Below are 14303 nucleotides of genomic sequence, written 5' to 3' on the forward strand. Positions count from 1 at the left end.
ACGAGACAAAAAGAATAAGCCACAAAAGGTTAAGCCATGAGCCAGCAATGTCAGTGCCAAAACAGTCAGACCCCGCAGGGGCAGAGTGCGTGCGGGGGCAAGGGGGATGGACCCGTCCCTGGACCAACAGACGGCTTCGTCCTGAGCCAGGCCGAACGGGACGCCATCGAACATGAGAAACACCACTACGAAGATCCCCGCGCCGCCAGCATTGAAGCGCTCAAGATCGTGCAGCAGGCCAGGGGCTGGGTACCGGACGGTGCCATTTATGCCATCGCCACCGAGCTCGGCATTCCCGCCAGCGACGTGGAAGGGGTCGCCACTTTCTACAGTCAGATCTTCCGTCAGCCGGTAGGCCGCCACATCATCCGCGTCTGTGACAGCATGGTCTGTTACATCAACGGCCACGAAGGGCTGCTGGCCGGCCTCAAGGAAGTGATGGATCTTGCCCCCGGCCAGACCAGCGCCGATGGCCGCTTCACCCTGCTGCCCGTCTGCTGCCTCGGCAACTGCGACAAGGGCCCGGCCCTGATGATCGATGACGACACCTATGGCGGGCTCGATGCCGCCACACTGATCAAGACGCTGGAGGCTTATCCATGAGTCTTCCAACCAACAAGATCCTCGCCTCTCTCGGCACCGCCAACCGCACGCCCCGAGCCCCCGAGACTCATCCGCTCACCTGGCGACTGCGTGACGATGGTCAGCCGGTCTGGCTGGATGAATACCAGAGCAAGCAAGGCTATGACGCTGCCCGCAAGGCGCTGGGCCAGATGAGCCCGGATGAGATAGTCGGCACCGTCAAGGATGCCGGTCTCAAGGGTCGTGGCGGCGCCGGCTTCCCCACAGGGGTGAAGTGGGGGCTGATGCCCAAAGACGAGAGCATGAACATACGTTACCTGCTCTGCAATGCTGACGAGATGGAACCCAATACCTGGAAAGATCGCCTGTTGATGGAGCAGCTGCCCCATCTGCTGATCGAGGGCATGATCATCTCCGCCAAGGCGCTCAAGGCCTATCGCGGCTATATCTTCCTGCGCGGTGAATACGTGGATGCCGCCATCCATCTGCGCCGTGCGGTGATCGAGGCCAAGGCCGCCGGCCTGCTCGGCAAGAACATTCTGGGGTCCGGCTTTGATTTCGAGCTGTTCGTCCACACCGGCGCCGGTCGTTACATCTGCGGCGAAGAGACGGCGCTGATCAACTCACTGGAAGGCCGGCGCGCCAACCCGCGCGCCAAGCCCCCCTTCCCCGCCGTTTCAGGCGTCTGGGGCAAACCCACCTGCGTCAACAACGTCGAAACCCTGTGCAACGTGCCAGCCATCATAGGCAATGGCGTGGCCTGGTATCAGGGACTGGCGCTGCCGGGTTCTGAAGATCACGGCACCAAGCTGATGGGTTTCTCCGGCAAGGTGAACAACCCCGGGGTCTGGGAGCTGCCCTTTGGCATCACGGCCCGCGAGCTGTTTGAGCACTACGCCGGTGGCATGAAGCCAGGCTACCGCCTCAAGGCGTGGCAACCGGGCGGGGCTGGCACCGGCTTCCTGCTGCCCGAACACCTGGATGCCCAGATGTATACCGCCGGTATCGGCAAGGTGGGCACCCGCATGGGGACGGGTCTGGCCATGGCGGTCGATGACAGCGTCAACATGGTAGGGCTCTTGCGCAACATGGAAGAGTTCTTCGCTCGCGAATCCTGCGGTTGGTGCACCCCGTGCCGTGATGGCCTGCCCTGGAACGTCAAGCTGCTGCGGGCACTGGAGCGTGGCGAGGGACAGCAAGGGGATCTCGCGACCCTGGAGCAGCTTTGCAATTTCCTTGGGCCGGGCAAAACCTTCTGTGCCCACGCGCCCGGCGCCGTCGAACCCCTTGCCAGCGCACTCAAGTATTTCAGATCCGAATTCGAGGCCGGTATCAAGGGGCCAAGCGACCATCACTCGCTGCTCAAAGGGATCCAGCCCAATCTGCTGGGCGAACGCTGGTAAGCGCCAAGGCGCATCGGGCAATAGCCGATTTCACCATAGGTTTCAGGAACGTTGTATGGCGACCATTTTTGTAGACGGTAAAGAGTACGAGGTAGACGGGGCAGACAACCTGCTGCAGGCCTGTCTGTCGCTGGGTCTGGACGTCCCTTATTTTTGCTGGCATCCGGCGCTGGGTAGCGTGGGCGCCTGCCGCCAGTGTGCGGTCAAGCAGTATCAGAATGCCGACGACAAGCGCGGCCGGCTGGTCATGTCCTGCATGACCCCCTCTACCGATGGCACCTATATTTCCATCGAAGACGAAGAGGCGAAAGAGTTTCGCAAGTGTGTGGTCGAGTGGCAGATGACCAACCACCCCCACGACTGCCCTGTCTGTGAAGAGGGCGGAGCCTGCCACCTGCAGGACATGACGGTGATGACAGGCCACAACAGCCGTCGCTACCGTTTTACCAAGCGTACCCACCAGAATCAGGAACTGGGGCCCTTCATCAATCACGAGATGAACCGCTGCATTGCCTGTTATCGCTGCGTGCGTTACTACAAGGATTACGCCGGTGGCGAGGATCTGGGGGTCTATGGCGCCCACGACAACGTCTATTTCGGCCGGGTCGAAGATGGCACCCTGGAGAGCGAATTCTCCGGCAACCTGGTGGAGGTCTGCCCCACCGGCGTTTTCACCGACAAGACCCACTCAGAGCGTTACAACCGCAAGTGGGACATGCAGTTTTCCCCCAGCGTCTGCCAGCAGTGCTCGGTGGGCTGCAACATCAGCCCGGGTGAGCGTTATGGCGAGCTGCGCCGCATAGAAAACCGCTTCCATGGCGGCATCAATCACTACTTCCTGTGCGATCGTGGCCGCTTTGGCTATGGCTACGTCAATCTGGCTGACCGTCCCCGTCAACCGCTGCTTCGGGTAGACAAAGAGCAGCGCGATGGCAACGACCCGCTGGCCATCACTGTGGATGGCGCCCTCAACCGCGCCGCCGATGCCCTGCGCACCGCCAGCACCGTCATCGGCATCGGTTCACCCCGTGCATCGCTGGAGAGCAACTTCGCCCTGCGCGAACTGGTCGGGGCCGACAACTTCTATTGCGGCGTTGAGCAAAGCGAGTGGGCGTGTCTGCAAAAGATGCTGCACATACTGCAGCACAGCGGTATTCGCACGCCGAGCCTGCGGGACATGGAAGAGGCCGACGCCATTCTGGTGCTCGGTGAAGATGTCACCATGAGTGCCGCCCGTATCGCCCTGGCGCTGCGCCAATCGGTCAAGGGCAAGGCCCGTGACATCGCCCGCAAAATGAAGGTGGACTTGTGGCAGGTCGCCGCTGTGCAGACCCTGGGCCAGAATGAGCGCTACCCGCTGCTCATCACCAGCCTGGACAGCACCCGCCTCGACGACGTGGCGGCAGAAAAACTGCACGCCCCCCACGCGGATCAAGCCCGCCTCGGCTTTGCCATCGCCCATCTGCTCGACAGCTCGGCGCCAGCCCTGTCCGATCTCGACCAAGAGCAGCAGGCGCAAGCCGCTCGCTGGGCCGACCTGCTTGGCAATGCCAAAAAGCCGCTCATCATCGCAGGCTCGGGTGCCCGCACCCCGGCATTGATCGACGCGGCCAGCAATATCGCCCGCGCCCTCAAAGGCCGCGGTCAGGACGTCAGTCTGGCACTGGTGGCACAAGAGGCCAACAGTCTGGGGCTGGCCATGCTGGCCGGCAACGCCGCCCCGCTGGAAGCCGCACTCACCCGCATCGAGGCCCAGGATAATCTGGCGCTGGTGACCCTGGAGAACGATCTCTACCGCCGTGCCCCGCGCAATCGGGTCGATGCCGCCTTCAATCGTCTGCAACACCTGCTGGTCATCGATCATCAGGCTACCCAGACCGCTCAAAAAGCCGATCTGGTGCTCCCTGCCGCCAGCTTTGCCGAAGCCGATGGCACCCTGGTCAATATGGAGGGGCGCGCCCAGCGCTTCTTCCAGGTCTACGCCCCCGCCTTCTACAACGCCGACATTCAGGTGCGTGAAGGGTGGCGCTGGCTGGCCGCGCTGCAAGGCGCCCTCCTGCGCCAACCGCTGCGCTGGCAGACCTATGAGCAGATAAGCCATGACTGCGCCACCAGCCATCCGCTGCTGGCCACCATGCAGGAAGCGGCCCCCAACGCCGGATTGCGGATCCGTGGCATGAAGCTGGCCCGTGAACCACACCGCTACAGCGGCCGCACCTCCATGCTGGCGGATCAGAACGTCAGCGAACCCAGAGTGGCGCAAGACCCGGATTCCCCCTTCAGCTTCTCCATGGAAGGCTATGCCGGTGCCCGTCAGCCGATGCAGCAGGTGCCGTTCGCCTGGGCGCCGGGTTGGAACTCTCCCTCTGCCTGGAACAAGTTCCAGAGCGAGGTAGGTGGCAACCTTAGGGCAGGCGATCCCGGTCGCCGCCTGCTGGAGCCGGGCGACGACACCCTGGCTTGGTTTGATACCATTCCTGCCCCCTTCACCGCCCAGGAAGCCCTGCAGGTGGTCAACTACGACCAGCTGTTTGGCGGCGAGGAGCTCTCCGCCAGAAGCCCCGTCATACAGGCGCGCATGAACGAACCCGAGCTGGTGCTGAACCCGGCCGATGCGGCTCGCCTTGCCCTCAAGGCGGGCAACCAGGTGAGCTTCTCCTGGGGTGGCAATCACTGGCGTCTGAAGCTGCGACTGAGCCATGCCCTGGCGCAGGGCCTGCTGGGACTGCCCCTTGGCGTGAACGGTCTGCCGACCGCACTGCAACAGGCCTATATCAACAACCTGCAGGAGGCCATCGCATGAGTGATTCCCTGATCGACCTGTTGCTGGAGGTTGGCAAGGCATTGATAGTGCTGGTGGGGATAGTGGGGGCTGGCGCCTTCATGAGCTTCATCGAACGCCGCCTGCTGGCCCTGTGGCAGGACAGATACGGCCCCAATCGGGTGGGCCCGTTCGGCCTGCTGCAACTGGCAGCCGACATGATCAAGATGTTCTTCAAGGAGGACTGGATCCCGCCGTTCGCCGATCGCCGGATCTTCATCCTGGCCCCCATCATCGCCTTCACTGCCTTTATTCTGGCGTTTGCCGTGGTGCCGCTCACCCCTACCTGGGGCGTGGCGGATCTCAACGTGGGGCTGCTCTACATCCTGGCCATAGCAGGGCTCGCTGTCTATGCCGTGCTGTTCGCCGGCTGGTCGAGCAACAACAAGTACTCATTGCTCGGCAGCCTGCGCGCCTCGGCCCAGACCCTCTCCTATGAAGTGTTTCTGGGGCTCTCCCTGATGGGGATAGTGATCCAGACCGGCAGCTTCAACCTGAGAGACATAGTCGAGGCCCAGGCCGGCTTGTGGAACGTGGTGCCCCAGATATTGGGCTTCATCACCTTCCTGTTTGCCGGCGTCGCCGTCACCCACCGTCACCCGTTTGACCAGCCGGAGGCCGAGCAGGAGCTCGCCGACGGTTATCACATCGAGTACGCGGGCATGAAATGGGGTCTCTTCTTCGTGGGCGAATACATCGGCATAGTGCTGATCTCCTCCCTCATAGTGACCCTGTTCTTCGGTGGCTGGCATGGCCCCTGGCTACCCCCTTTCATCTGGTTTGCCCTGAAGACCGCCTGTTTCATGGTGTTCTTCATCCTGCTGCGGGCTTCCTTGCCAAGGCCGCGCTTTGACCAGGTGATGTCGTTTGGCTGGAAAGTCTGCTTGCCGTTGACCCTTGTCAATATGCTGATCACCGGCGCTGTGGTGCTGATAAATGTGCAGTGAGGCACGACTATGAAAATCATTAACATCATCAAGGGTGTCGGCACCCAGTTACGTAGCCTTGGCATGGTGTTCTCCCATGCATGGCGTCCCCGCGAGACCCTGAGCTATCCGGATGAGTCCATCTATAGCCCGCCACGCTACCGTGGTCGTATCGTACTGACCCGGGATCCGGACGGTGACGAGCGCTGCGTGGCGTGCAACCTGTGCGCCGTGGCCTGCCCGGTCGGTTGCATCTCGCTGCAAAAAGCCGAACGCGACGATGGCCGCTGGTATCCCGAGTTCTTTCGCATCAACTTCTCCCGCTGCATCTTCTGCGGCTTGTGCGAAGAAGCCTGCCCCACTACCGCCATCCAGCTGACGCCGGATTTCGAAATGGGGGAATACCGCCGCCAGGATCTGGTGTACGAGAAAGAAGATCTGCTGATCAGCGGGCCCGGCAAATACCCGGACTACAACTTCTATCGCATGAGCGGGATGGCCATCGACGGCAAGCCGAAAGGGGATGCCGAGCACGAAGCCAAGCCCATCGATGTCAAAAGCCTGCTGCCCTGAGGAGTCAATCATGGAACTGGCATTTTATGCCGCGGCCCTGGTCGCCGTTTACAGCACGCTGCGGGTGATCAGCACCAGCAATCCCATGCATGCGCTGCTCAATCTCATCATTTCGATCATCGCCGTAGCCATGATCTTCTTCTGCCTGGGGGCCTCTTTCGCGGGCGCCCTGCAGGTGATCGTCTATGCGGGCGCCATCATGGTGCTGTTCGTGTTCGTGGTGATGATGCTGAACCTGGGGTCGTCCGAGGCCCAGGAGAAGAAGTGGCTCACCCCCATGACCTGGGGCGGCCCCGCCCTGCTCTCTCTCATCCTGCTCGGCTTTCTGGCCTACGGCATCCTGGGCGTGACCGGTGGTCAGCTTGGTCTGAGTGACGTCAGTGCGAAAGAGGTGGGCATAGCTCTGTTCGGCCCCTATGTGCTGGCAGTGGAACTGGCCTCCATCCTGCTGCTGGCGGGTCTGGTGACCGCCTACCATCTGGGTCGTGAAGACAAGAGCGGCGAGGTGCTTTCTGTCCCCCGCGCCTCATCACGCTCGTCACAAGAAGGAGGTCCGCTATGAATGGCATTCCAATGGAACACGGCCTTCTACTGGCTGCGATCCTGTTCTGCATCGGGTTATGCGGTCTGCTGATCCGCCGTAACTTGCTGTTTATTCTCATGAGTATCGAGATCATGATGAATGCCTCGGCGCTGGCGTTCGTGGTGGCTGGCAGCCGCTGGGCCCAGGCCGATGGCCAGATCATGTACATACTGGTGATTTCTCTGGCGGCAGCGGAGGCCAGTATCGGCCTCGCCCTGTTACTGCTGCTCTATCGTCGTTACCACACCCTCAACGTGGACACTGTGAGCGAGATGCGCGGATGAGCCTCTTATACCTGACGTTTCTATTTCCGCTGCTGGGATGGCTGGTGCTGGCCTTCTCCATCGGCCGTTTCGGCGAGCGCACCTCGGCCCTGATCGGAGTTGGCAGCATAGGGTTGTCGGCCCTCACCACCCTGTGGGTCGGCATCGATTTCCTCACTGCCATGCCGGTCGGCGGCGTCTATACCCAGACCCTGTGGCAATGGATGGCAGTGGGCAACTTCAGTCCCAGCTTCCGCCTCGCACTGGACGGCCTGTCGCTGACCATGCTGGGGGTAGTGACAGGGGTGGGTTTCTTCATCCACCTGTTCGCCTCCTGGTACATGCGCGGGGAAGAGGGCTATTCCCGCTTCTTTACCTATACCAACCTCTTCATCGCCAGCATGGTGTTTCTGGTGCTGGCCGATGACCTGCTGTTCGTCTACCTCGGCTGGGAAGGGGTGGGGCTGTGCAGTTACCTGCTGATCGGCTTCTACTACCGCAACCCGGCCAACGGGGCTGCCGCCCTCAAGGCGTTCGTGGTGACCCGGGTTGGCGACGTCTTCCTCGCCATCGGCCTCTTCATCCTTTACCGGGAGCTGGGCACCCTCAACATCCACGAGCTGCTGGTGCGCGCCCCCGTTATGTTTGCCGAGGGCTCCCCTGCCCTCTCCCTGGCCTGCCTGATGTTGCTGGGCGGTGCGGTCGGCAAATCTGCCCAGCTGCCGCTGCAAACCTGGCTGGCGGATGCCATGGCGGGCCCGACCCCGGTCTCGGCCCTCATCCACGCCGCCACCATGGTGACCGCCGGTGTCTACCTGATTGCCCGCACCCACGGCCTCTTCCTGCTGGCCCCCGAGATCCTGCATCTGGTAGCGCTGGTCGGTGCCATTACCCTGGTGCTGGCCGGTTTCGCGGCCCTGGTACAGACCGACATCAAGCGGATCCTCGCCTACTCCACCATGAGCCAGATTGGTTACATGTTTCTGGCCCTCGGGGTCGGTGCCTGGGAAGGGGCCATCTTCCATCTGATGACCCACGCCTTCTTCAAGGCGCTCTTGTTCCTCTCCGCCGGTGCCGTCATCGTTGCCTGTCACCATGAGCAGAACATCTTCAAGATGGGGGGCCTGCGCAAAAGCTTGCCGCTGGTCTATGCCTGCTTCCTGGTGGGGGGCTCGGCGCTGGCTGCATTGCCGCTGGTGACCGCCGGTTTCTACAGTAAAGACGCCATCCTGTGGCAGGTGCAGGCATCCGGCCAGACCACCCTGTTGTGGGCGGGTCTGGTGGGCGCCTTCCTGACCTCGCTCTATACCTTCCGCCTCATTTTCATCGCCTTCCACGGCAAGGTGCAGACGCAAGCCCATGCCGGTCACGGTCTGGCCCACCAGCTGCCGCTGCTGGTGTTGCTGGTGCTCTCCACAGGTATTGGGGCCCTGATAGTGCCGCCACTGGCCGGAGTACTGCCAGCCGGGCCGGGAGACAATATCGAAGCGGGTCGCCATACCCTGGAGATCGTCTCAGGCATTGTTGCCATCGCGGGCATCGCCCTGGCAGCCTTCCTGTTCCTGGGTGAGCGTCGACTGGCCACCAGCGTGGCGAACAGCGCGCCGGGCCGTCTGCTCAGCACCCTCTGGTTCAATGCCTGGGGCTTTGACTGGTTGTATGAACGGCTGTGGGTCAAACCCTATCTGCTGGGGACCCGACTGCTTGGCAAGGACCCGCTGGACTGGATGATGAACCTGCCCGCCTGGCTGGCACAGCGCGGCCACCAGCTGTTGGTCTGGACTGTTTCCGGCAAGTTGCGCTGGTATGCCGCCTCCATGGGGATGGGTGCCACCCTGATCCTGGCTCTGTTGCTGCTTGGCTGACCCCATGCGGCCCCTGAACGCGGACTAGTACCATTACTCGCACATAAACGAGAGCTGATATCGTGACCTTACTCTGGATCTTGTTAATTCCTTTCATCGGCGGTCTGCTCTGTTGGCAGATGGAGCGCCTTGGTGAGCAATTCGTACGCTGGGTTGCCCTGTTGTCGATGAGCGCCTGCCTGTTGCTCTCCTGCGCCATCTGGTGGAGCGGTGACTTCACCCTGATCAACCAGACCGGCGTGCCCGTCTGGGCCGCCGAGCTGCAACTGCCCTGGATCCCCCGCTTTGGCATCTCCTTGCACCTGGCGGTGGATGGCCTCTCCCTGTTGATGGTGATGCTCACCTGCTTTATCGGGGTGCTGGCCATCCTCTGCTCCTGGAAGGAGATAGTGCAGCGCATCGGCTTCTTCCACCTCAACCTGCTCTGGATCCTGGGGGGCGTGCTCGGTGTCTTCATGGCCGTGGACCTGTTCCTGTTCTTCTTCTTCTGGGAGATGATGCTGGTTCCCATGTACTTCCTGATCGCGCTGTGGGGCCATTCGGTCACCGATGGCAAGTCACGGATCAACGCCGCCACCAAGTTCTTCATCTACACCCAGGTCAGCGGACTCATCATGCTGGTCGCCATCCTGGGTCTGGTGCTGACCCACCATGCCGCCACCGGCGTCTTCACCTTTAACTACGCGGATCTACTCCACACGCCCATGAGCACGGGTGTCCAGTGGCTGTTGATGCTGGGCTTCTTCATCGCCTTCGCGGTCAAGATGCCGCTGGTGCCACTGCACGGCTGGCTGCCGGACGCCCATAGTCAGGCGCCGACCGCAGGCTCGGTTGACCTGGCAGGCATCTTGCTCAAAACCGCTGCCTATGGCCTGCTGCGTTTTGCCCTGCCCCTGTTTCCGGAGGCCTCTGCCGAATTTGCCCCCTACGCCATGGCGCTGGGTCTCATTGGCATCATCTACGGCGCCCTGGTGGCCTTTGCCCAGACCGACATCAAGCGGCTGGTGGCCTACACCAGCATCTCCCACATGGGCTTTGTGATGATCGCCATCTACTCGGGCAGCGAACTGGCATTGCAAGGTGCCGTGGTGCAGATGATTGCTCACGGGCTCTCCGCCGCTGGCCTCTTCATCCTGTGTGGTCAGCTTTACGAGCGGCTGCATACCCGGGATTTGCGCCTGATGGGTGGCCTCTGGGGCCGACTGCGTTACCTGCCCGGCGTCATGCTGTTCTTCTCGGTGGCTTCCCTTGGCATGCCGGGCACCGGCAACTTCGTCGGCGAGTTCCTTATCCTGATCGGCAGTTTCCAGGTCGCCCCCGTCATCACTGTCATCGCCACCTTCGGGCTGGTGCTGGCGTCCGTCTACTCTCTCATCATGTTGCAACGGGCCTGCTTCGGTGCGCCCAAAGATACCACCATGCTCAAGGGGCTGGATCGCCGCGAACTGGTGATGATGATGACCATGGCCGGCCTGCTGATACTGCTCGGTGTCTATCCCCAGCCCATACTCGATACCGCTGGCAGCAGCCTGATGAGCGTGCTGCACTGGTACGCGCTGCCATCCGCAGGAGCCTTGCAATGACATCTTCCTCTCAACGGCCCACCCTGTTGCCTTTCTTGCACACGACAGGAGCACTGCAATGACCTTCACCGCTTCTCAACTGCTGGCGCTCTTGCCCCTGCTGCTGACCACGGGGACCATGGTGGCCCTGATGCTGGCCATCGCCTGGCGGCGCTGTGACGACACCGCCTTCATCGTCACCATCACTGGCCTGAACCTGACACTCTTCTCCCTGCCCATCGTCATGGCACAAGGTGATCAGGGGATCACTCCCCTGCTGCAGATCGATGGCTACGCCATCTTTTACATGGGGCTGGTGCTGGTCGGCGCGCTTGCTACCTGTACCTTCGGTCGCTCCTGGCTCAAGGGTTACCCGGACAACCGGGAAGAGTTCTACCTGCTGCTGGTGATCGCTACCATGGGCGGGCTTGTGCTGGCCGGCTCCCGTCATCTGGCGTCGCTGTTCATCGGGATCGAGATGCTGACCCTGCCCATGTTCGGTCTGGTGGGTTACGCCTACCGCGAGCGCCATTCGCTGGAGGCCAGCATCAAGTACATGGTGCTCTCCGCCGCCGCCACCGCCTTTCTGCTGTTCGGCATGGCCTTGCTCTATGCCCAGGCAGGCAGCCTGAGCTTCAGTGATCTGGGGCTGACCCTGGCACAGAGCCCCGCCCATCATCCACTGCTGATGGGCGGTCTCGGGTTGATGCTGGTCGGCTTTGGTTTCAAGCTGTCGCTCGCCCCCTTCCACCTCTGGACACCCGACGTGTATGAAGGCGCTCCGGCGCCGGTGGCCACTTTCCTCGCCACCGTCAGCAAGATAGCCGTGTTCTGCGTGCTGCTGCGATTCTATCTGGCGGTACCGGCGGCGGCGGATCCCATGATCCACTGGTTGCTGGCGGCCATGGCAGTTATCTCCATCGTCATCGGCAACCTGCTGGCGCTGTTGCAAACCAACATCAAGCGGATGATGGGGTACTCCTCCATCGCCCATTTTGGTTATCTGCTGGCAGTGGTGGTGGCGAGCCGCCTCGGCCAGATACCGGTGGAAGCTGCCGGTGTCTATCTGTTGATGTACCTGTTCACCAGCCTGGGTGCCTTCGGCGTCATCAGCATGATGTCCAGCCCATATCGCGGCAAGGATGCGGATTCCCTGCACAGCTATCGCGGCCTGTTCTGGCATCGCCCTTACCTCACCGCAGTGCTGACAGTGATGATGCTCTCCCTGGCCGGTATTCCCATGACATTGGGCTTTATCGGCAAGTTCTATCTTATTGGCGTGACGGTCGAAGCCCGGCGGTGGTGGCTCTCCGGCGCCATAGTGCTCGGCAGCGCCCTGGGGCTCTACTACTACCTGAGGGTCATGGTCACCCTCTATATGCGCGAACCCGGCATGCAGATGCGTGATGCCAAGGGCGACTGGGCCGTCACCTCGGGCGGACTGGTGGTACTGCTCTCCGCTATCATAGTGGTGGCCATGGGCATCTATCCCCAACCTGTCATCAGCCTGGTGCAGGGCTTCCAGAACGTGGTCTTGCGCTAACCCGCCCTGATAGCCAATGCCCCTTGTGTCAGGCAGCATTGGCCATCTTCCAGATATGAAAAAATCCGAAACCAGCTTGGCTGGTTTCGGATTAATGTGATTGTCAGCAGATGAAGCCAACCGATTCAGAATAGGACTTTAGTCGACACATGCCATTAATGTGTTTATTAAGACCCTTTGTATTTATGATAAGAATCTATTTTCTCAACGTGAAATCATAGTTCCCCTCACCATTATAAGAATACACTTTAAACCGATAATAACCACTGCTTGCAACATAGTTAATCGCTTCATTCGAGGTGACGCTGGTGGATGTTGCCACAGATATCCAGGTACTGTTCTGCCATTTTTCCAGTGACAAATCGAAATCAGCATTGCCGGGACCGATCAACACACCATACAGGGTTCCACCATCATATTGAAACCAGCTGCCATTCGGAATAACATGACTAACGCCCTTCCCACTCAGATAACCTGAGTAATTTTCTTGATTTGAATTACCCTGGCCACCGATGTCAAATGTCATTCGACTTGAGATAGCACTAATATTCGTCAATTCCAACCCTGAATCAGCACCACTCCACCAGCGTGAATTGGTTCCTCGGCTGGACAGCGTATTTGGTTGAGTATCACCAAACGTGTCTTGCCCAGAAGCATGATACATATCATAAGTATCACCAAGATTAGTATTTTTTTCTGGGTCACGATTCCCGTCCGCATGCTCCATCTGAACATATGGATACCACTCATTATTATTGGAACCATCAGGATCAACATGCCATACAATCAGACCTTGACCTGGCATATACTGATTTTGCCCGACTTGAGTTCTTGTCTCTATATAAAAAGCTTCACCGGCTTTATCCGGGTTGGACCAGCGGTATAGTGTGTTGCTGTTAGCCTGATGACTCAATAGACCTGAAGGTGCATTGCTATTAACCGCAGGATTGAGCTCAGTGAGCGTTTCCCAGCCACTCAATGAGCGAAAGTAGCCATTGGGTGGAACTGGTTTTTTATGTCTGTTACCGGTTACACCGCCATATCCCATAATGCAGTGCGAGCCAGCGGATCCTCCTGAGCTGCCATCGTAATCGTAAAGATCAGGCCAGCCGAACAACAGGTGTCCTGACTCGTGGATGAAGGTCCCGATAGATAAATTGCTATCCATGTTGGAGATCTGGTATTTGGATGCACAGACCCCATCGGCACACCAGCGGTTCAAGCCACCTTGATGAGGCCATAGGCCCTGAGCCCAGCCACCACCAGTACTGCCAGAATAGAACACATTCAAACCACGAATATTGCCGTTACTATCTTTCGATATGGTCGAAAAGTCGAAGCCTTCGGTATATTCAAGCCAATCCAGCGCTTCGACTATCAACTCTCTTGCTCTGGCACCATAAGTTATCGTGGGGTCTGTGTAGTAGGACTTATATTTCTTGGCCGTATAATATCCAACCACAGTATTGGTATAGTCTAATTTATTACCAGACACGGCACGAAAATAGTCCCGGATTGATTGTGCATTTCCATGGCATGTGTAACCGATTTGGTTGGTGTAGTTGATGACCTCACTGGGTGGAATAGAACTGGATTCATCAGGAAATTGAATTAATATGGTCAACCCTCGAACATTACCTGTTACATTGGCATATTGATTGGCAAAACCACTGATTTTGGGTGATTGGGCTTGATATTGTAAAACTTGTAATTGCCTGGCGTTACGTTGCACGATAGAACGCTTGGCATGTTGAGGAATATCAGTGTCCTTCTGTATTGACCTGGTGTTAACACCATTCGATTCGGTAACCAGAATTCCGGTCGACTCAAACATTTCTTCATTTTCTGAAAGCTTGGCATAAGCGTAACCTTTCAGGGTATTGTCATAGATAACTGGATAGCCATCTTTAGTACGTTGATCTGCGTAAAGAGTTGAGCCATTGAGGATCAACTCAAGTGTCGAACCATCCGGCTGCGTAACCGTGTGATGATAGTTGACGTAAGGTACTGCGGCTTCCGTTTGAACAGCGAACATTACTGACCCTAGGATGGTTAAAATATTTAACCATCCTGCTCTTCCATTTTTCATTTTATCTTCCTTGTGAGTCCCGTGCAGAATAAGTCTTATATCCAGTTCACCAAGGGAGCAAATTTTATTTTCAAACTGGGATGTGTGTAACCA

The 14303-nt window shown here is 59.1% G+C and carries 11 protein-coding genes; 10 read left to right on the plus strand and 1 reads right to left on the minus strand.

The annotated features are described in order from the left end of the window. Positions 1-36 precede the first annotated feature (36 nt). The 10 genes from nuoE to nuoN all read left to right on the plus strand — a co-directional run bounded on the left by nuoE (position 37) and on the right by nuoN (position 12121). Complete coding sequence (gene nuoE, locus AXW79_RS01115; RefSeq protein WP_005314908.1) at positions 37-603, plus strand: NADH-quinone oxidoreductase subunit NuoE; 567 nt, start codon at positions 37-39, stop codon at positions 601-603. After that, on the plus strand, positions 600-1985 hold the full coding sequence (gene nuoF, locus AXW79_RS01120) for an NADH-quinone oxidoreductase subunit NuoF (RefSeq protein WP_005314905.1): 1386 nt from the start codon (positions 600-602) through the stop codon (positions 1983-1985). Before nuoE ends, nuoF begins: the two co-directional genes overlap by 4 nt. Positions 1986-2040: 55 nt before the next feature. Further along, complete coding sequence (nuoG, locus tag AXW79_RS01125; protein WP_005314902.1) at positions 2041-4788, plus strand: NADH-quinone oxidoreductase subunit NuoG; 2748 nt, start codon at positions 2041-2043, stop codon at positions 4786-4788. Next, positions 4785-5753, plus strand: coding sequence for an NADH-quinone oxidoreductase subunit NuoH (nuoH, locus tag AXW79_RS01130; RefSeq protein WP_005314900.1), 969 nt, complete (start codon positions 4785-4787; stop codon positions 5751-5753). Before nuoG ends, nuoH begins: the two co-directional genes overlap by 4 nt. A gap of 9 nt (positions 5754-5762) precedes the next feature. After that, entirely contained in the window at positions 5763-6305 is a 543-nt protein-coding gene (gene nuoI / locus AXW79_RS01135) for an NADH-quinone oxidoreductase subunit NuoI (RefSeq protein ID WP_005314897.1), read from the plus strand. A 10-nt stretch (positions 6306-6315) separates the two neighbouring features. Then, positions 6316-6867, plus strand: coding sequence for an NADH-quinone oxidoreductase subunit J (gene nuoJ / locus AXW79_RS01140; RefSeq protein ID WP_005314894.1), 552 nt, complete (start codon positions 6316-6318; stop codon positions 6865-6867). Beyond that, positions 6864-7172, plus strand: coding sequence for an NADH-quinone oxidoreductase subunit NuoK (gene nuoK, locus AXW79_RS01145; protein ID WP_005314891.1), 309 nt, complete (start codon positions 6864-6866; stop codon positions 7170-7172). Before nuoJ ends, nuoK begins: the two co-directional genes overlap by 4 nt. After that, on the plus strand, positions 7169-9016 hold the full coding sequence (gene nuoL, locus AXW79_RS01150) for an NADH-quinone oxidoreductase subunit L (protein WP_011898625.1): 1848 nt from the start codon (positions 7169-7171) through the stop codon (positions 9014-9016). The genes nuoK and nuoL overlap by 4 nt, the downstream gene beginning before the upstream one ends. Positions 9017-9078: 62 nt before the next feature. After that, entirely contained in the window at positions 9079-10599 is a 1521-nt protein-coding gene (nuoM, locus tag AXW79_RS01155) for an NADH-quinone oxidoreductase subunit M (protein WP_005314888.1), read from the plus strand. A 58-nt stretch (positions 10600-10657) separates the two neighbouring features. After that, a complete protein-coding gene (nuoN, locus tag AXW79_RS01160; protein WP_005314885.1) occupies positions 10658-12121 on the plus strand; it encodes an NADH-quinone oxidoreductase subunit NuoN in 1464 nt (487 codons plus the stop codon). A 196-nt stretch (positions 12122-12317) separates the two neighbouring features. Here the strand turns inward: nuoN and AXW79_RS21915 are convergent, their stop codons facing one another. Next, a complete protein-coding gene (locus AXW79_RS21915) occupies positions 12318-14210 on the minus strand; it encodes a M6 family metalloprotease domain-containing protein (RefSeq protein ID WP_227534429.1) in 1893 nt (630 codons plus the stop codon). Positions 14211-14303 lie beyond the last annotated feature (93 nt).

The organism is Aeromonas salmonicida subsp. salmonicida (genome assembly GCF_001643305.1).
In the GTDB taxonomy this organism is placed as follows: Bacteria; Pseudomonadota; Gammaproteobacteria; order Enterobacterales; family Aeromonadaceae; genus Aeromonas; species Aeromonas salmonicida.